Genomic DNA, 18,318 nt, shown 5'->3' on the forward strand with positions numbered 1-18,318 from the left:
CATCTGCATGAGGTTCCGATGACGACAGCTCCCCCCCAGACGCAACCCTCGCAGCGCACCTCCGTGCTGGCAGCCCGCGACCAGACGGCGATGGAAGAACTCTTCAATGCCCTGAGCCACGGCCTGGGCCTGGCGCTGGCCATCGCCGCGCTGCCCATCCTGGTCTACAACGCGGTGCAGAAGGGGCAGGCCGCGGGCGTGGTCGGCGCCTGTCTTTTCGCGGGCACGGCCATCGTGCTGTACCTGATCTCCACGCTGTACCACGCACTGCCCATGGGCCGGGCCAAGGCCTGGTTCAACCGGCTGGACCACGCGGCCATCTACCTTTTCATCGCGGGCAGCTACATGCCCTTTCTCTTCGGCGTGCTGCGCGGGCCGCTGGGGTGGACGCTGTTCGGCGCCATCTGCGCGGCGGCCGTGCTGGGCGTGAGCGCCAAGCTGTTCAACCGGCTGCAGCATCCGCTGTGGTCGACCGGGCTCTATGTGGCGATGGGGTGGATGGCGCTGATGGCTGCGGTGCCGCTGTACGAGCGCATGTCACCGGCGGGGCTGGGTTGGCTCGTGGCCGGTGGGCTCTTCTATACGGCGGGAGCCGTGGTGTTCCTGTTCGACAACAAGGTGCGCTTCGCGCATTCGGTGTGGCACCTGTTCGTGCTGGCGGGCAGCACCTGCCATTTCTTCGCCGTGCTCTGGCACTCGCACGGCTGATCTTCCTGACTCAGTAATGCGGCGGTAGCTCGTCGCGCGGGTTGCGCGCGGCGCCGTCCTGCATCGCGTTCTGGCTCTGCTCCTTGAGTTGCGTCACCTGCAGGATCAGCCGGTCGATCTGCTGCTGCTGGCGGTAGATCGTCATGTTCAGCTGGTCGAGCAGGTCTTCGGCGTAGCTCGACTTGATCTCGAGCTCGGTCACGCGTTCCGCGAGGTCGTGGGGTGGGTTTTCCATGCCGCTATTGGACAGGAAGACCGACCCACCTTTTATGACGCCTCCCTTAGCCTCCTCTTGGCCTCTTAGCGCCGTACCTTCGCTTCGAGCAGATCGCCCATGCCGATGCGCTTCGCGAACTCGATGCGCACACGCTCCGACACCTCGAACACCTCCGTCGCACCGTCGCCCACGAAGTCGATCAGCGAGCGCATCGGCCGTGTGCCGGCGGGCAGGCCCACGATGCGCACGATCTCGTCGGCCACGGCCTGCGGGTCGGCGTTGTCGGGCGTCAGCGCCGAGAGGCGTTCGCCGATCTGGTCCATCACGCCGTCGTAGCGGCTGTAGGCGGCGGCGGTCGCGGCATCGGCCGGCTTGCCCGCGCTCGGGAAGTGGTCGGTGCCCCTGGTGAAGGCGCCCGGCACGACGATGGAAGTCTCGATGCCGAAGCGCGCGATCTCGTAGGCCAGCGTGACGGCCAGCGAATCCATCGCCGCCTTGGCCGCGCCATAAGGGCCCATGAACGGCGGAAAGCCGCCCTTGGTGGTGGTGCTGCTGATCCACAGCATCAGCCCCGACTCCTGCCTGCGCAGGTACGGCAGCACCGCGCGGTTCACGCGCTGCGCGCCGAGCACGTTGGTGTCGAACACCTTCACGATCTCCTCGGGCGTGAAGGCCTCGGTCGGACCGACCACGAGGTGGCCGGCGTTCTGCATCACCACGTCGAGGTGGCCCTGCTCGCGCACGATGGTCGCGGCGGCGGCATCGGCCGAGTCCTGCGAGAGCACGTCGAGTTCGAGCGGGTGCAGCTGAATGTTCTTCGCCGCAGCGAGCGAGCGCAGTTCGGCGGCGCGGCCGGCATTGCGGCCCGCGATGTCGCGCATCGACGCGTAGACGACGTGGCCGGCTTCGGCCAGCGATTGCGCGCTGAGCTTGCCAATGCCGGTGCCAGCACCGGTGACCAGGATGATCTGCTTTTGCATGAGGTTTCTCCGTATGGGTTGGGTTGATCCGAGAAAGCGAATGCCTCAGGCCACGCCGCCGTTGGCGCGCAGGACCTGCCCGTTGACCCAGCCCGCGTCCGGGCCGGCGAGGAAGGCCACCACCGAAGCGATGTCCTCGGGCTGGCCGAGGCGCTGCAGCGGGGGCATCCTGGCGAAGGTCTGGATCTGTTCTTCGGTCTTGCCGTCGAGGAACAGCGAGGTGGCGATCGGGCCCGGCGCCACGGCGTTCACCGTGATGTTTCGGCCGCGCAGTTCCTTGGCGAAGACGTGCGTGAAGGCCTCGACCGCCGCCTTGGTGGCGTTGTAGATCGCATAGCCGGGCATGTTCAGCGCGAGCGTGGTGCTCGAGAAGTTGACGACGCGCCCGCCCTCGTTGAGGCGCGGGGCGGCTTCGCGCAGCGTGTTGAAGGTACCGCGCACGTTGATGTCGAAGGTCTGGTCGTAGAGCGCGTCGGTGTGTTCGGCCAGCGGCACGGTCTTGAGCACGCCGGCGTTGTTGACCAGCACGTCGACCTTGCCGAGTTGCGCCTCGACGGCGTCGAACATGGCGCGCACTTCGCCGGCGCTGGCCACGTCGGCCTTGACCGCGAAAGCCTTGCCGCCGGCGGCCTGCAGTTCGGCGACGAGGGCGTCGGCCTGCGCCGGGCTCGACGCGTAGTTGACGGCGACCGCGAAGCCGTCCTTGGCGAGACGCCGCGCAATGGCGGCGCCGATGCCGCGCGATGCGCCAGTGACGAGGGCGACTTTGGAGTTGGAGGGCTTGTTCATGGCTGTTTTCCTTTGCAGTGGTTGGTTGGTGAGACGAATGATCGATCGTTCCCATCCAAAGATAATCAGCCTTGAATCGCCATTACCATTCCATTTACTTCAACAATAAATTCCAAGATCACCCCATGGACCGCTTCCAGGAAATGCTGGCCTTCGTGCGCATCGCCGAGCGCCAGAGCTTCACGCAGGCGTCCGAAGACCTGCAGATTCCGCGCGCCACCGTCACCAACCTGATCAAGCGCGTGGAGCAGCGCCTGGGCACCCGGCTGCTGGAGCGCACCACCCGCACCGTGCGCCTCACGCAAGACGGCGAGGCCTACTACCGCCGTTGCGTGCGGCTGCTGGCCGACGTGGAAGAGGCCGAAGGCCTGTTCCGCGACGAGGCGCCCAAGGGGCTGCTGCGCGTGAACCTGCAGGGCACGCTGGCGCGGCATTTCGTGGTGCCCGCGCTGCCGGCGTTCCTGGCGCGATATCCCGATCTGGAACTGCACATCGGCGAGGACGACCGGCTGGTCGACCTGGTGCGCGAAGGCGTCGACTGCGTCCTGCGCGCGGGCACGCTGCAAGATTCATCGATGGTCGGGCGGCGCGTGGCGCTGTTGCCGCAAGTCACGGTCGCGAGCCCGGCCTACCTGGCGCAGCGCGGCGAGCCCGAGAGCGTGGAAGCGCTGTCGGTGCACCGCGCCATCCACTACATCTCCAGCGCCACGGGCAAGGCGGTGCCGCTCGAATTCACGGTCGACGGGCGGGTGACGAGCGTGCAGCTCGGCGGCATCGTCTCGGTGACGGGCGCCGACCTGTACACCGGCTCGGCCGTCGCGGGCCTGGGGCTGGTGCAAGTGCCGCGCTACCGTGTGGCCGCGGAGCTGGCGGACGGGCGACTGAAGGTGCTGCTGCCCGGCTTCGCACCACCGCCGATGCCGGTCTCGGTGCTCTATGCGCAGAACCGGCAGCTGTCGTCGCGGGTGCGAGTGTTCACGCAGTGGCTGCGCGACATCTTCGAAGCGGCAGCGCAAACCTGAGCAGGTCTCAACAGGCCGTCGACTCCAGCGCCACGGCACCAGCCTCAGCGTGAGTCTCGCCACGCAGGAACGCAAACACCACCAGCGCCGTCACCACCGTCACGCCTGCCAGCACGCACAGCAGCGTGCCGAATGCGGCACCGTAGGCATGCAGCAGCGCCGCGCGGTCCATGCCGGGCAACAGGGCCAGCGCCTGCGACATGTTCCCGGTCGTGACGCGCTGCGCCGCCTGCGATGCGGCGGCGGCATGCCCCAGCTGCGCCGTCACAAGTGCCGTCAGTCCGGCCCCTACCAGCGCCAGCGCGATCCCCTCCCCCGCCACTCGCACGGTGTTGAAGATGCCCGATGCCATGCCCGCCCGTTCGCGCGGCACCACACTCACGGCCAGCCCGTCCATCAGGCCCCACGGCAGGCCGATGCCGGCGCCGATCAACAACAGCGGCCACACGATGTCGTGCAGCGGCGTGCCCGGCGCGCAGCGGCTGAGCCAGAACAGCCCCGCCGCACACACCAGCAGCCCCACGGCCGAAATCACGCCCGCCGAGAACCGGTACGCAAGCGATGCCGCCAGCGTCGGCACGATGAGAATCGGCCCCGAGAGCGCGAACATGAAAGTCCCCGCCTCGATCGCGCTGCGCCCTTCGAGCCCGATGAAGCGGATCGGCAGCAGCACCAGCAGCACGACGAAGCCATAGGCCGGCGCGGCAGCCAGCAGTTGCACGCCCACGAAGCGCGGAAAACGGAACAGCGACAGATCGAGCATGGGATGCGCCACGCGCCGCTCGATGGCGATGAAAGCCGTGCCCATCAGCGCCGCGCCCGCCAGCGCGCAAAGCACCCACGGGCTGCCCCAGCCGCTGTCGGGCGCCTGCAGTACGCCGAGCGTCAGCAGGCTCAGCGCGGCGGTGAAAGTCGCCGTGCCCGGCATGTCGAGCCCCATGGCATCAGGATTGCGCGACTCGCGCATGCTCGGCGCGGCGATGCACAGCGCCACGAGGCTGACCGCGCCAGGGCTCAGCATCACCGCCTGCCAGCCGAAGCTCTCGGCGAGCCAGCCCGAGAGGATGGAGCCGCACGACAGCCCCACGCCGAACGAAGTGCCGATCAGGCTGAAGGCCTGCGTGCGCGCCGCGCCGTCGAACACCTGCGCCAGCGCGGCCGTGCCCGCCGCGAAGGCCGCGGCCGAGCCCAGCCCCTGCAGGGCCCGCGCCAGATCGAAGGCGACGATGCCGGGGGCCAGCGTCAGCAGCGAGCTGCTCAGCGCCACCACCGCGAGCCCCAGCAGGAACACGCGCTTGCGCCCATAGGCATCGGCCAGCGCCCCGGCCGCCATCAGCGTGGCGCCGAAGCTCAGCATGAAGGCGTTGGTCACCCAGTTGAGCTGCACCGGGCTGCCGCCCAGCGCATCGCGGATCGCGGGCAGCACCACCGCCGGGCCGGTGAAGCTCAGCGGCATGCCCAGCGCCGCCAGGCAGACGGTGGCCAGCAGCCAGTTCTTGTTGGGGGAAGACGTGGACATCGAAGGCTTTCACGCAGGAGAAAGGAAGCCACAGAAGATAGAAAGGAATCAATGGAATGAAAATGGCGTCATTGATCCTCACACTCCCAACCCAGGGTTGCTAATCCATGGACAGCTTCAGCGGACTCGAATCCTTCGTGCGTGCGGCCGACCAGCTGAGCTTTGCCAAGGCCGGCCGGCAGCTGGGCATCTCGGCTTCGGCGGTGGGCAAGAACGTCGCACGGCTCGAGCAGCAGCTCGGCGTGCGCCTCTTCAACCGCACCACGCGCCACACGCGGCTGACGCAGGAAGGCGCGCTCTTCCACGAGCGCTGCCGCCGCATCCTCGACGAGCTGGACGATGCGCGCGCCATGATGCAAGACGCCGTCGCCGCCCCGCGCGGCCGCCTGCGCGTGAGCCTGCCGACCATCGGCTACCGCTTCCTGCTGCCGATCCTGCCGGACTTCAAGGCGCGCTACCCCGAGATCGAGCTCGACCTCGACTTCAACGACCGGCTGGTCGACGTGATCGCCGAGGGCGTCGACGTGGCAATTCGCAGCGGCGACCTGGTCGATTCGCAACTGGTGGCGCGGCGGCTCGGCCCGTTCCAGTTCGTGCTGGTGGCGTCACCGGCTTATCTCGAACGCCACGGCGTGCCGCAGGTGCCGGCCGACCTGATACAGCACGCCTGCCTGCGCTACAAGTTCGTGACCGGCGGCAAGGTCGAGGAATGGGACCTGCCCGGGCTGCCCGCGCAACTGCCGCCCGGCCTGCTGTGCAACAACATGGAAGCCATGCTGGGCGCGGCCGTGGCCGGACTCGGCGTGGCCTACATGCCCGACTTCCTGGCGCGCGATTCGCTGTACCGAGGCGAGCTTCAGCGCGTGCTGGCCACGCACCTCGTGCGGCAGGGGCAGTTCTCGGCGCTGTGGCCGTCGAGCCGGCAGTTGTCGCCGAAGGTGCGGGCGTTTGTGGACTTTGCGGGGGAGCGGATGTTCAAGGAGGGCGACGAAGTCCCGCCCACCCCGGTCACGAGGCAGGCCACGCGCGGATGATCAGCCCGGTTCCACCTGCTCGGCGACCGCCTCGGCAGGCGCGACCATCGGCGCGGGAGTCGAAGCCACGGTGACGGGTGGCACCGCGACCGGCGCGACGACCGGTGCGGCGACAGGCTCAACGACTGCGGCAACGGGCGCCACGTCGGCAGGCGCGGCCACGGCGGCAGGCATCACCTCCGCGGGCTTGGCCGCCCTGACAGGCTTCACGCCCTCTGCAGTCACCGTTTTTGCAGCCGCCGGCTTCGTCGGCTCCGCCTTCACAGCCACCGGCTCGCTCCCAAGCCGGCTCAGTGCCAGTGCAGCCTTCAGCGGGAACAGCGTGCGCTCATCGCCCTCCGCGGCATTGCTCACAGTGGTGCCGCTGGTCTCGCCGAGGCTGGCCGTGCGCACCGAGTCGAGCCGATGCGCAGGCACCATGAACGGCGAGTGCGTGGTGTAGATGATCTGGTTGCCGAAGTCTTTCTCGAAGTGCGCCAACAGGTCGGCCTGCGAGTGCGGGTGCAGGTGCAGCCCGGGTTCGTCCAACAGCAGCACCGCGTCTTCCGCACGCCCGCCCTTCGTGTCAGCAAAGAACGCGATGTAGAACGAGAAGAACCACTGGAAGCCGCGGCTGCGCTCGTCGAGGTTCACTTCGACCTCGTAGGCGCCGTTCGGGTCGGACACCAGCGTGTCGAGGTACTGGCCGTCGAGGTTGAAGCGCACTTTCAGCGGACGATCTTTCCAGAGGCGGCGGATCTCTGCCGTCACCACCGAGCCGGCACGGTTGACGAGCTGGTTGCGCGTGGCCTGGTCGTTCTTTTCGAGCAAGTTTTGCAGCTGCTGCGGGTCGAGCCCCGCGACCTTGCACAGCTTGCCGAAGCTCTGCTGCTCGGGCGTGAGCTGGCCCCAGCCCTGGCGCCCCAGGTACTCGGCAATGTTCTGGCGGCCGGGCAGTGCCGGGTATTCGTCGACATAGACGAAGCGCGGCAGCTTTTCGATCACCCAGGCCTGCGCGCGGGCGAGCGCGGGCGTGTCGTTGGAGATGGACAGGGCCATGTCTTCCAGCTCGGCCAGCATCTGCTCCTGCTTGTCGCTGAGTTCGGCGCCCGCCACGGCCAGCGCCTTGCGCAGGGCCTGCGCCGCCTTGACCGCGCCGGCCGACCACTTGATGTAGTCGGGGCTCATGATCATCGCGGCGTCGAAGGTGTCGGCCTCCTGCTCGAGCGTGGCCTTCGCTTCCTCGGCGACCTTTTCTGCGGCGGCCTTCACGGCCGGCACGATCTTGCGGACCTTGCCCTTGATGTCGCTCACGTCGAGCGACAGCGCCGTGAGCCCTTCGAGCCCGGCCTGGCGCGCCGTGCCATAGCCGCGGGCGGCGGTAACGTGGCGCACGCCCGCCGCGCGCGGCAGGATCGCGGCCAGTTCGGCCTGCTCGCTCTCGTCCAGGCTCCAGCGCGTGAAGACGACGGGGGTGTCACCGGTGCACTCTTCCAGGCGCCGGTGGCGGGGAAAGTCCTTGATGGGGCTGAGTTCGGCCAGGCCCTCTGCGGGGTTCAGGCTGTGGAGTGCGCGCAGCAGGTTCGATTTGCCGCTGTCATTTCGACCGAGGATCGCCGTGATCTGTGTGGAGTCGATGAGGCCGCTGTCGTTGATCGAGCGAAAGTTGGTGATCTGGAATGACGCCAAGCGCATGTAGAAAGATTCTTCCGAGTGAATTGAATACGGGGTCGGGGAATGTATTGCATTCCACGACCCCGTTCGGCTCGACCCCGAAGAAAAAGATGGCTACTCGGCAGCGCGTCGCAACGTGTCGACCACCGGGCGGCGCAGCACGTCGCGCAGGCCCCACCATCCCGCACCCAGCGCCAGCACCGCGCCGGCCAGTGCGCCCGCCACCGGCACGATCGGCGAAGCAGTCCAGGTGAACTCGAACACAAAGCGCGCCAGGGCCCAGCCGATCACCGAAGCCACGATGCTCGCGAGAAAGCCCGCAAGCAGCCCGACGCCCACGAGCTCGGCGCGCTGCACCTGCCGCAGCAGGCTGGCGCGCGCGCCCACCGCGCGCATCACCGCGAATTCGCGCGCCCGCTCCTCGCGCGTGGCCGTCACCGCCGCGAACAGCACCACCAGCCCGGCCGCTAGCGTGAAGCCGAACAGGAACTCGACCGCGCGGATCACCTGGTCGAGCACGCGCTGCACCTGGTTGATGGTGGCGCTCATGTCGACGTTGGTCACGTTCGGGTAGCTGCGCACCAGTGCGTTGTCGAAGCCCCGGGTCTCGGGCGCGCGGAAGGCGCCCATGTAGGTGGTAGGCACGTCGGCCAGCGAGGCCACCGTGTACATCACGAAGAAATTGGCGTGCATCGAGCCCCAGTCGACCTTGCGCAGCGAGGTGATGCGAGCCTCGTTCTGCATGCCGCCGATGTCGAAGCGCAGCATGTCGCCGAGCTTGAGGCCCAGCGCCTCGGCCAGGCCCTCTTCCACGCTCACTTCGCCCGTCGCATCGGGCGTCCACTTGCCCGAGGTGATGGTGTTGTGCGCGGGCGCATCCACGCTGTTGCTCAGATTGAACTCGCGGTCCACCAGGCGCTTGGCGCGGTCTTCGGCGTAGTCGTCGGGCGTCACGGGCTTGTCGTTGATGGCGATCAGGCGGCCACGGATCATCGGGTACCAGTCGAACTTGCCCACGCCCGCGTCGCGCAGCGACTTCTGGAAAGCGTCGCTCTGGTCGGGCATGACGTTGATGACGAAGCGGTTCGGTGCATCGGGCGGCGTGGCCTGGCGCCAGCTCGCGACGAGGTCGGTGCGCAGCAGCACCAGCAGCACCAGCGCCAGCAAGCCGACCGACAGCGCGCTGACCTGCACCACCGCGTACGCCGGCCGCGCCGAAATCTGCCGCGTGGCCAGCACCAGCCAGCGCGGCGCCGTCGTTTCGTTGACGCTGCGTCGCAGCACCTTCACCGCCAGCCAGCTCAGCAGCGCGAACACCGCCACCGCACCCGCGAAGCCGCCGACCGCGATCAGCCCCAGCTTGATGTCGCTGCTCGCCGCCATCAGCAGCGCCGCGAAGCCCGCCACGCCAACGCCCAGCACCGCGAGCGATGCCGGCTTGAGCCCGCCCACGTCGCGCCGGATCACGCGCAGCGGCGGCACTCGGGCCAGCTGCAGCACAGGCGGCAGGCCGAAGGCGAACAGCAGCGTGAGCCCCATGCCGAGCCCGAAGGCGACGGGCCACAAGGTGGCCGCGGGCAGCGCGGTTTCGACCAGCCCCGCCAGCAGCAGCACGAACACGTAGTGCACCGCGAAGCCGATCGCCACGCCCAGCCCGCTGGCCACGATGCCGATCACCGCGAACTCGAAGGAATAGGCCACGGCGATGGTGCGCTGGCTCTGGCCCAGCACCCGCAGCATCGCGCAGTCGTCGAGGTGGCTGGCCGCGAAGCCGCGCGCGGCCAGCGCCACCGCCACGGCCGACAGCAGCGCCGCGAGCAGCGCGACCAGGCTCAGGAATTTCTCGGCGCGGTCCAGGGTCTGGCGCATCTCGGGGCGGCCGCCCTCGAAGGAATCGAGCCGCACGCCGCGCAGCTCGCCCTTCTTGATGGTGGCGTCGGCCCAGTCGCTGAAGCGTTTCACCGCCGCGTCGCTGCCTGCCACCGCGTAGCGATAGCCGACGCGGCTGGCGGGCTGCACGAGCCCGGTGCGCGGCACGTCAGCCTGGTTGAGCATCACGCGTGGCGAAAAGCTCATGAAGCCGGCGCCACGGTCGGGCTCCAGCGTGATGACGCGGCCGACGCGCAGGCCGGTGTCGCCCAGCAGCATCGTGTCGCCGACCTTGAGCGCGAGCGAGTCGAGCAGCGAGGCATCGACCCACACCTCGCCCGGCGGCGGGATGTCGCGCGTGACGGCGCCCGGCCCGTCGACGGTGGTGGAGGTCTGCAGGTTGCCACGCAGTGGGTAACCAGCGGCCACGGCCTTCAGCGCCACCAGCTTGCTGGCGCCGCCCTGCGCGTCCCCGGCCCGCGCCATGGTCGGAAAGCCGTAGGTGCCGCTGCCTTCCAGGCCCAGCGATTTCGCCTGCGCCACGAAGGCCTCGGGCGTCGGGTTGTCGCTGACGATCACCGCGTCGCCGCCCAGCAGCTGGCGCGCGTCGCGCTTGAGCCCGCCCTGCAGGCGGTCGGCGAAGAAGCCGACAGCCGTGAGCGCGGCCACGGCCAGCACCACGGCAACGATCAACAGGCGCAGTTCGCCGGCGCGCAGGTCGCGCCAGAGCGTGCGCCAACCCAGGCGGAGGGAGGCATTCATGGCGCGAACGATAGCCGACGGTAGGGGGCACGGCTGGATTCAAGGGTTATTGCGCCCTTTCGGCCCTTGATCCCGACAGGATGCTGTCGCATGATGCGACAAACGTATCCCGTTTGTCGCAAACCGGGCACTCCCGGCAAGCGAAAAACGAGGCCATAAAAACAGCCCGTTGTCAGACCCGTCCTTCCCCCAAGGAGTGTCGATGCCCCGATGTCAGCGTTTGCAGATCGTCGGCCTGTGCCTTGTCGCAGGCATGCTGGCGAGTGCCTGCGATCCCAAGGTCCCCACGCCGAAGGCCGATGGCGGCACCACCGGCGCGAGCCCGACGGGCATCAAGCCCGCCGAGTCCGGCGACAAGGTCGAATCCTCCGCTTCCCACAAAGGCCCGTCCGAAGGCGGCACAGCCATCGGCGGCATGAGCGGCCCGGGCGGTGGCGGCTCTTCCGGCGGCGCGGCGCCCGCGCCGAGCGGTGGCGACGGCACTGCGGCGCCCAAGTAGCGCGGCCCGACTGATTCATTCAATCAAGTTTCCCGGCAAAAAGAAGATCACGATGAAACACCCCACTTCACCGCTGCAGGAGGTCACGTCATGGACATGAACCGCCGGCAATTCTTCCGCGTCAGCAGTGCGGGGCTGGTCGGCTCCAGCATCGTGGCGCTCGGCTTCTCGCCGACCGCCGCGCTGGCCGAGGCCCGCAACTTCAAGCTCGCGCGCACCACCGAGACCCGCAACACCTGCCCGTACTGCTCGGTGGGCTGCGGACTCATCATGTACAGCCTGGGCGACAAGGCGAAGAACGTGGTGTCCGACATCCTCCATATAGAGGGCGATGCCGACCACCCCGTGAACCGCGGCACGCTGTGCCCCAAGGGCGCGGGCCTGCTCGACTTCGTGCACAGCCCCAACCGCCTGAAGTACCCCGAGGTGCGCGAGGCCGGCAGCACCGAATGGAAGCGCATCGGCTGGAACGAGGCGCTCGACCGCATCGCCAAGCTGCTCAAGGCCGACCGCGACGCCAACTTCCAGACCACCAACGCCGAGGGCAAGACCGTGAACCGCTGGACCAGCAGCGGCATGCTCTGCGCCTCGGCCTCGTCCAACGAAACGGGCTACATCACCCACAAGGCATTCCGCTCGACCGGAATGCTGGTGTTCGACAACCAGGCACGCGTTTGACACGGACCTACGGTGGCCAGTCTGGCCCCGACGTTCGGACGAGGCGCGATGACCAACCATTGGCAGGACATCCAGAACGCGGATGTCGTGCTGATCATGGGCGGCAATGCCGCGGAGGCGCATCCGTGCGGCTTCAAGTGGGTCATCGAGGCCAAGAAGCAGAACAAGGCGCGCCTTGTCGTGGTCGACCCGCGCTTCACGCGCTCGGCCGCCATGGCCGACTACTACGCCCCGATACGCGCGGGCTCGGACATCGCGTTCCTCGCGGGCGTCATCAACTACCTGCTGGGCAACGACAAGATCCAGACGGAGTACGTGCGCAACTACACCAACGCGCCGTTCATCGTCGGGCCTGACTACAAGTTCGAGGACGGCCTGTTCAGCGGCTACAACGCCGAGAAGCGCAACTACGACCCCAAGTCGTGGGGCTACGCGCTCGACGAGCAGGGCATGGCCAAGGTCGACATGACCATGCAGGACCCGCAGTGCGTGCTGCAGGTGATGAAGCGGCACTACTCGCGCTACACGCCCGAGTTGGTGAGCCGCATCACCGGCACGCCGCAGGACAAGTTCCTGAAGGTGTGCGAGTACATCGCGAGCACCAGCACGTCCACGCGCACCATGACCATCATGTACGCGCTGGGCTGGACGCAGCACAGCCAGGGCTCGCAGATGATCCGCACCGGCGCCATCGTGCAGCTGCTGCTGGGCAACATCGGCGTGCCCGGCGGCGGCATGAACGCGCTGCGCGGCCACAGCAACATCCAGGGCCTGACCGACCTGGGGCTGCTGTCGAACTCCCTGCCCGGCTACATGTCGCTGGCGCGTGACAGCGAGCAGACGCTGGACGTCTACTACAAGACCCGCGCGCTGAAGCCGCTGCGTCCCAACCAGATGAGCTACTGGCAGAACTACCCGAAGTTCTTCGTCAGCATGCAGAAGGCGTGGTGGGGCAACGCGGCCACGGCGGAGAACGAGTGGGCCTTCCACTACCTGCCGAAGATCGACAAGCTCTACGACATCCTGCAGGCCTTCGAGCTCATGAACCAGGGCAAGCTCAACGGCTACATCTGCCAGGGCTTCAACCCGGTGGGCTCGTTCCCGGACAAGAAGAAGATCGTCGATGGGCTGTCCAAGCTCAAGTTCCTCGTCACCATCGATCCGCTGATGACCGAGACCAGCGAGTTCTGGCGCAACTTCGGCGAGTTCAACGACGTCAAGACCACCGACATCCAGACCACGGTGTTCCGACTGCCATCGACCTGCTTCGCGGAGGAAGACGGCTCGCTCACCAACTCCAGCCGCTGGCTGCAGTGGCACTGGAAGGGCGCGGAGCCGCCGGGCGAGGCCAGGGGCGACATCGAGATCATCGCGGGCATCTTCAACCGCATTCGCACGGCGTACACGAAGGACGGCGGCGCGTATCCCGACCCGATCGTCAACCTCACCTGGCCCTACAAGATTCCGCACTCGCCTTCCGCGCAGGAACTGGCGATGGAATACAACGGCCGCGCGCTGACCGACCTGCTCGACCCGAAGGACCCGACCAAGCCGCCGACAGCCAAGGCCGGCGAGCAGCTCTCGGGCTTCGGCCTGCTGCGCGACGACGGCAGCACCGCCAGCGGCTGCTGGATCTACAGCGGCGCATGGACACAGGCCGGCAACCAGATGGCACGGCGCGACAACGCCGACCCGTACGGCATCGGCATGGTGCAGAACTGGGCGTGGGCCTGGCCCGCTAACCGGCGCATCCTCTACAACGGTGCCTCGACCGATCCGGCCACCGGCAAGCCATGGATCGCCAAGCGGGGCCTCATCGCGTGGAACGGCAAGCAGTGGACCGGCGCCGACGTTCCCGACATCCGGCCCGACGCGAACCCGACGGAAGCCGACGCGGTGCGCCCCTTCATCATGACGGCCGAGGGCGTGGCCCGGCTCTTCGCACCGACGGGCATGGCCGAAGGACCGCTGCCCGAGCACTACGAACCCTTCGAGTCGCCGCTGGTCAACAACCTGATGCACCCGAACAACGAGAAGGCGCGCGCCAACCCCGCGGCACGCATCTTCAAGGGCGACCTCGAGCGTCTCGGCGTGCCGAAGGACTTCCCGTACGTGGCGACCAGCTACCGGCTCACGGAGCACTTCCACTACTGGACCAAGAACGTGCGCACCTCGGCCATCATCCAGCCGCAGCAGTTCGTCGAAATTGGCGAAGAGCTTGCCAAGGACAAAGGCATCGCCAATGGCGACATGGTGAAGGTGTCGAGCAAGCGCGGCTTCATCAAGGCCGTGGCGCTGGTCACCAAGCGCATCGTCGGGCTGCAGGTCGATGGCCGCACGGTGCACACGGTGGGGCTGCCGAACCACTGGGGCTTCGTCGGCGTGGCCAAGCCGGGGTATCTGGTGAACACGCTCACGCCTTTCGTGGGCGATGCGAACACACAGACGCCCGAGTACAAGTCGTTCACCGTGAACATCGAAAAGGCCTGAGCGATGTCTTCCCTTCAAACCCTGGACATCGCTGCCCGATCGGCCACGACCACGCCGTCGCCCGACATCCGCAGCCACCCGCAGGTGCAGCAGGTGGCCAAGCTGATCGACGTGTCGACCTGCATCGGCTGCAAGGCCTGCCAGGTCGCATGCATGCAGTGGAACGACCTGCGCGACGACGTGGGCACCATGCATGGCACCTACGACAACCCGGTCGATCTCACGCCGTCCTCATGGACGGTGATGAAGTTCTCCGAAGTCGAACCCGAGGCCGGCAAGCTCGAATGGCTGATCCGCAAGGACGGCTGCATGCACTGCGACGACCCGGGCTGCCTGAAGTCGTGCCCGGCGCCGGGTGCCATCGTCAAGTACAGCAACGGCATCGTCGACTTCATCAGCGAGCATTGCGTGGGCTGCGGCAACTGCGTGACCGGCTGCCCCTTCGACGTGCCGCGCATCAGCAAGGCCGACAACAAAGCCTACAAGTGCTCGCTGTGCTCAGATCGCGTGGGCGTGGGCCTGGAGCCGGCCTGTGTCAAGGCCTGCCCCACGGGCGCGCTGCATTTCGGCACCAAGGAAGACATGCACGAGTACGCCTCGGAGCGCATCGTCGACCTGAAGGAGCGCGGCTTTTCCAACGCCGGCGTGTACGACCCGGCCGGCGTGGGCGGCACGCACGTGATGTACGTGCTGCAGCACGCCGACCGGCCGGGCCTGTACGCCGACCTGCCGAAAGACCCGCACATCAGCCCGCTGGTGTCGCTGTGGAAGGGCGTGGCCAAGCCGCTCGCGATGGTCGCCATGATCGGCGCCGTGGTGGGCAGCTTCTTCCACTACATGAAGACCGGCCCCATCGAGCCGAAGGACGAGCATCCGGATGCCGACCGCGATGGCAAGCCCGACGACGTGGTGGTGATCGAAGAGCCGCCTGCGTCACCCCCCGCACCATCCACCGCGCCCCGTGCATGAGGAGAAAGCGATGACACGCTATTACCTTCGCCGCTACCGTGACGCCACGCGCATGAACCACTGGTTCGTCGCGATCATGTTCTTCGCGGCCGCGCTCTCGGGCCTGGCCTTCTTCCACCCTGCCCTGTTCTTCCTGAGCACGCTGTTCGGCGGCGGGCCGTGGACGCGCATCCTGCATCCGTTCATGGGGCTGCTGATGGTGCTGGGCTTCGTGTTCCTGTTCGGCGCGATGTGGCGCGAGAACATCCTCGACCGCAGCGACCGCGAGTGGATCGCCAAGGCGCCGAAGATGCTCAAGGGCGACAAGTCATCCATGCCGCCGGTGGGCAAGTACAACGCGGGGCAGAAGCTGGTGTTCTGGGCCTTCGGTGTCAGCCTGCTGCTGTTGCTGGTGACGGGCTTCATGTTCTGGAGCCCGTGGTTCGTCGGGTTCTTCCCGATCCTCCTGCGGCGCATCGCGGTGGTGGTGCATTCGGTGTCGGCCGTGGTGCTGATCATTTCGGTCATCACGCACATCTACGCGGCCATCTGGGTCAAGGGCACGCTGCGCGCGATGACGCGCGGCACGGTCACGGAAGGCTGGGCCAAGCTCAACCATCCGCTCTGGCATCGCAAAATGACGCGAGGTGAGTGATACTGCCCCGATGACGAGTTCCACCGGCAGCCCACCGCCGATCCGGACCACCCGCATCCTCGATCCTGAACAGATCGCGATGCAGGCCGGACGGCAGATGCCGTTCCTGCGTTTGCCGGTTCGGTCCCTCGTGTTCTCCGACCGGCAATTGCGGCTGCGCCAGCTCGCGGCTTCGCATTCGATGCGGGAGTACCTGATCTTCATCGCCGATCTTGCGCAGGCACAGCACCAGGTGCTGCAGGACTACGCACCGGTCACGTTGCCTGAATCCGATTCGCTCGAAGCCGCATCGAAGGTGCTGAAACCGCCGATGCCCGCTTTCGGCTGGACGCGCGATCCGGTGTGGCTGCAGGAGCTTCGCCGTCTGCTCGGCCTCTTCCGCGCACGGCTGCCCGAAGGCCCTGCACGCGGCACGCTCGACCGCGTGGTGGCGGCCGACGATGCGTGGATCAACGAGCAGGCCGACCGGCTCTCGCGCCGCATCATGTTCGGCCTCGACCTCGCAGCCGCGCCGCTGATTGCCGCAGGGCTGCAGGCCTACTGGACGCAGCTCGTGCTGCAGGTGGCCGACCGCGAAGGCGAGAACATCTTCGGCCGCACCGACCCCGGCAACGAATGCCCTTGCTGCGGCAGCGTGCCCACCGTGAGCATCACGCGCATCGGCGCCGACGAAGCGGGCTTCCGCTACCTGCACTGTTCGCTGTGCAGCACCGAGTGGCACTACGTGCGCATCAAGTGCACGCACTGCGAGAGCACCAAGGGCATTCACTTCGAATCGCTCTCCCCGCAACCCGGCGTGGAGCTGCCGGCCACCGGCGCGCGCGAAGGCGCAGTCAAGGCCGAGTGCTGCGACAGCTGCGGCCACTACCTCAAGCAGATAGCGATGGAGAAAGACCCCGAGGTCGAGCCCGTCGCCGACGACCTCGCCAGCGTCACGCTCGACCTGCTGGTGTCCGAAGCCGGCCATCAACGCAGCGGCCACAATTTGATGCTGCTGTTCGGCGACCCCGAAATCCCCGACGACGGCGGAGGCGGCTGATGGCAGCGCCCGAAGAGTCCGTGGTCCACGGCTCGACGGCAAGGCCCCAGGATCTGCCTTCTGTCGATCAACTGCTGCGCCTCGCCGTGCCGGGCGCATTGCTGGCCGAGCACGGCCATACGCTGGTGGTGAAAGAGGCCCGTGCGCTGCTCGAAGGACTTCGCGCACAGGCCGTGGCCGGCAAGCTGATGGCCGCCGACGTGCTGCACGACGCACTCGGCGATGCGCTTGCAGCGCGCATCCAGGCCCGCCTCGCACCACGCATGTGCGCCGTGCTCAACCTCACCGGCACCGTCATCCACACCAACCTCGGCCGCGCACTGCTGGCCGACGCAGCGCTGCAGCGGCTGCTCGCGGTGATGACCTCGCCCAACAACCTCGAATACGACCTCGCCACCGGCAGCCGAGGCGACCGCGACTCGCTGGTGGAAGAGTTGCTGTGCAGCATCACCGGCGCCGAGGCCGCCACGGTGGTCAACAACAACGCGGCCGCCGTGCTGCTCACCATCGCGGCACTGGCACGCGATCGCGAAGTGATCGTCTCGCGCGGCGAGCTGGTGGAGATCGGCGGCGCCTTCCGTATGCCCGACGTGATGGCCAGCGCGGGCGCGCGCATGGTCGAGGTCGGCACCACCAACCGCACGCATCCGCAGGACTACGAGCGCGCCATCAACGAACACACGGCGCTGGTCATGAAGGTGCACACCAGCAACTACGCCGTGCAGGGCTTCACCGCCGCCGTCGACGAAGCCACGCTCGCCGGCATCGCGCATGCGCGCGGCGTGCCGCTTGCCACCGACCTGGGCAGCGGCTCGCTGATCGACCTAGCCCACTACGGCCTGCCGCGCGAGCCGCTGCCGCAGGAGATGCTTGCAGCCGGCTGCGACGTGGTCACCTTCTCGGGCGACAAGCTGCTGGGCGGTCCGCAGGCCGGGCTGATCGTCGGCAGCAAGGCCGCCGTGGGCCGCATCCGCAAGTTCCCGATGAAGCGCGCGCTGCGCATGAGCAAGCTGCCGCTGGCCGCGCTCGAAGCCACGCTGTCGCTGTACCTGCGGCCCGAGCGTCTTGCGCAAGACCTGCCGACGCTGCGGCTGCTCACACGGCCCGCCGATGCGATCCGCGAAATGGCCGAGGCGTTGAAGGCGCCCGTGCAGGCAGCGGTGTCACCGCGCTTCACCGTCGAAGTCGTGCCGCTGCTCGGGCAGATCGGCTCCGGCTCTCTACCTGTCGAGCGGCTGCCCTCGGCCGGCCTTGCGCTCGCGCCGGCCGGCACCTCGAAGAAGGGCACGGGCACCGCGCTCGACGCCCTCGCCACCGCGCTGCGTGGCCTGCCGCTGCCGGTGATCGGCCGCATCGCGGAAGACCGCCTGCTGCTCGACCTGCGCTGCCTGGAAGACAGCGCGCCCTTCACGGCCCAGCTCGGCGCACTGCGCGAGCGGCTTCAGTAGACCGATCC

Annotated in this window: 15 protein-coding genes; 9 read left to right on the forward strand and 6 right to left on the reverse strand. The window is 67.8% G+C overall.

Translation table 11 applies throughout. From position 1 onward, the window contains the following. Positions 1–18: 18 nt before the first annotated feature. Positions 19–708 (forward strand): PAQR family membrane homeostasis protein TrhA, encoded by a 690-nt coding sequence (locus BLV60_RS25020; RefSeq protein ID WP_176928925.1) that lies wholly within the window; start codon positions 19–21, stop codon positions 706–708. A 10-nt stretch (positions 709–718) separates the two neighbouring features. On the opposite strand, the gene BLV60_RS25025 is transcribed toward BLV60_RS25020, so the two are convergent. From BLV60_RS25025 to BLV60_RS25035, 3 genes are all read right to left on the reverse strand, one after another. Next, a complete protein-coding gene (locus BLV60_RS25025) occupies positions 719–943 on the reverse strand; it encodes a SlyX family protein (RefSeq protein WP_093057985.1) in 225 nt (74 codons plus the stop codon). Positions 944–1,008: 65 nt separating this feature from the next. Then, positions 1,009–1,905, reverse strand: a complete 897-nt coding sequence (locus BLV60_RS25030; protein WP_093057986.1) for an SDR family oxidoreductase — start codon at positions 1,903–1,905, stop codon at positions 1,009–1,011. A 45-nt stretch (positions 1,906–1,950) separates the two neighbouring features. Continuing rightward, positions 1,951–2,694, reverse strand: a complete 744-nt coding sequence (locus BLV60_RS25035; protein WP_093057987.1) for an SDR family oxidoreductase — start codon at positions 2,692–2,694, stop codon at positions 1,951–1,953. 125 nt (positions 2,695–2,819) lie between these two features. On the opposite strand from BLV60_RS25035, the gene BLV60_RS25040 reads away from it, so the two are divergent. Then, positions 2,820–3,716, forward strand: coding sequence for a LysR family transcriptional regulator (locus BLV60_RS25040; protein ID WP_093057988.1), 897 nt, complete (start codon positions 2,820–2,822; stop codon positions 3,714–3,716). Between the two features lie 7 nt (positions 3,717–3,723). Here the strand turns inward: BLV60_RS25040 and BLV60_RS25045 are convergent, their stop codons facing one another. After that, positions 3,724–5,235, reverse strand: coding sequence for an MFS transporter (locus BLV60_RS25045; RefSeq protein ID WP_093057989.1), 1,512 nt, complete (start codon positions 5,233–5,235; stop codon positions 3,724–3,726). 107 nt (positions 5,236–5,342) lie between these two features. Between BLV60_RS25045 and BLV60_RS25050 the strand changes: the two genes are divergently transcribed. Beyond that, positions 5,343–6,269 (forward strand): LysR family transcriptional regulator, encoded by a 927-nt coding sequence (locus BLV60_RS25050; RefSeq protein ID WP_093057990.1) that lies wholly within the window; start codon positions 5,343–5,345, stop codon positions 6,267–6,269. On the opposite strand, the gene BLV60_RS25055 is transcribed toward BLV60_RS25050, so the two are convergent. Both BLV60_RS25055 and BLV60_RS25060 read right to left on the reverse strand, forming a co-directional pair. After that, the gene (locus BLV60_RS25055; protein WP_256329571.1) at positions 6,270–7,943 is read right to left on the reverse strand and encodes an AAA family ATPase; all 1,674 of its coding nucleotides are present in this window, start codon (positions 7,941–7,943) and stop codon (positions 6,270–6,272) included. It abuts the gene before it with no gap. Between the two features lie 93 nt (positions 7,944–8,036). After that, on the reverse strand, positions 8,037–10,553 hold the full coding sequence (locus tag BLV60_RS25060; protein ID WP_093057991.1) for an ABC transporter permease: 2,517 nt from the start codon (positions 10,551–10,553) through the stop codon (positions 8,037–8,039). A gap of 202 nt (positions 10,554–10,755) precedes the next feature. Between BLV60_RS25060 and BLV60_RS25065 the strand changes: the two genes are divergently transcribed. The 6 genes from BLV60_RS25065 (at position 10,756) to selA (ending at position 18,310) form a co-directional block, all read left to right on the forward strand. Beyond that, positions 10,756–11,052 (forward strand): hypothetical protein, encoded by a 297-nt coding sequence (locus BLV60_RS25065; RefSeq protein WP_093057992.1) that lies wholly within the window; start codon positions 10,756–10,758, stop codon positions 11,050–11,052. Positions 11,053–11,142: 90 nt separating this feature from the next. After that, positions 11,143–14,220, forward strand: coding sequence for a formate dehydrogenase-N subunit alpha (gene fdnG / locus BLV60_RS25075; RefSeq protein WP_143042635.1), 3,078 nt, complete (start codon positions 11,143–11,145; stop codon positions 14,218–14,220). A gap of 3 nt (positions 14,221–14,223) precedes the next feature. Beyond that, positions 14,224–15,189 (forward strand): formate dehydrogenase subunit beta, encoded by a 966-nt coding sequence (gene fdxH, locus BLV60_RS25080; RefSeq protein ID WP_093057995.1) that lies wholly within the window; start codon positions 14,224–14,226, stop codon positions 15,187–15,189. Between the two features lie 10 nt (positions 15,190–15,199). After that, positions 15,200–15,823 (forward strand): formate dehydrogenase subunit gamma, encoded by a 624-nt coding sequence (locus BLV60_RS25085; RefSeq protein WP_093057996.1) that lies wholly within the window; start codon positions 15,200–15,202, stop codon positions 15,821–15,823. Positions 15,824–15,833: 10 nt separating this feature from the next. Further along, entirely contained in the window at positions 15,834–16,862 is a 1,029-nt protein-coding gene (gene fdhE, locus BLV60_RS25090; protein ID WP_093057997.1) for a formate dehydrogenase accessory protein FdhE, read from the forward strand. After that, positions 16,862–18,310, forward strand: coding sequence for an L-seryl-tRNA(Sec) selenium transferase (selA, locus tag BLV60_RS25095; protein WP_093057998.1), 1,449 nt, complete (start codon positions 16,862–16,864; stop codon positions 18,308–18,310). The genes fdhE and selA overlap by 1 nt, the downstream gene beginning before the upstream one ends. Positions 18,311–18,318: the final 8 nt, after the last annotated feature.

It is taken from the genome of Variovorax sp. YR634 (assembly GCF_900106655.1).
Lineage (GTDB): Bacteria > Pseudomonadota > Gammaproteobacteria > Burkholderiales > Burkholderiaceae_C > Variovorax.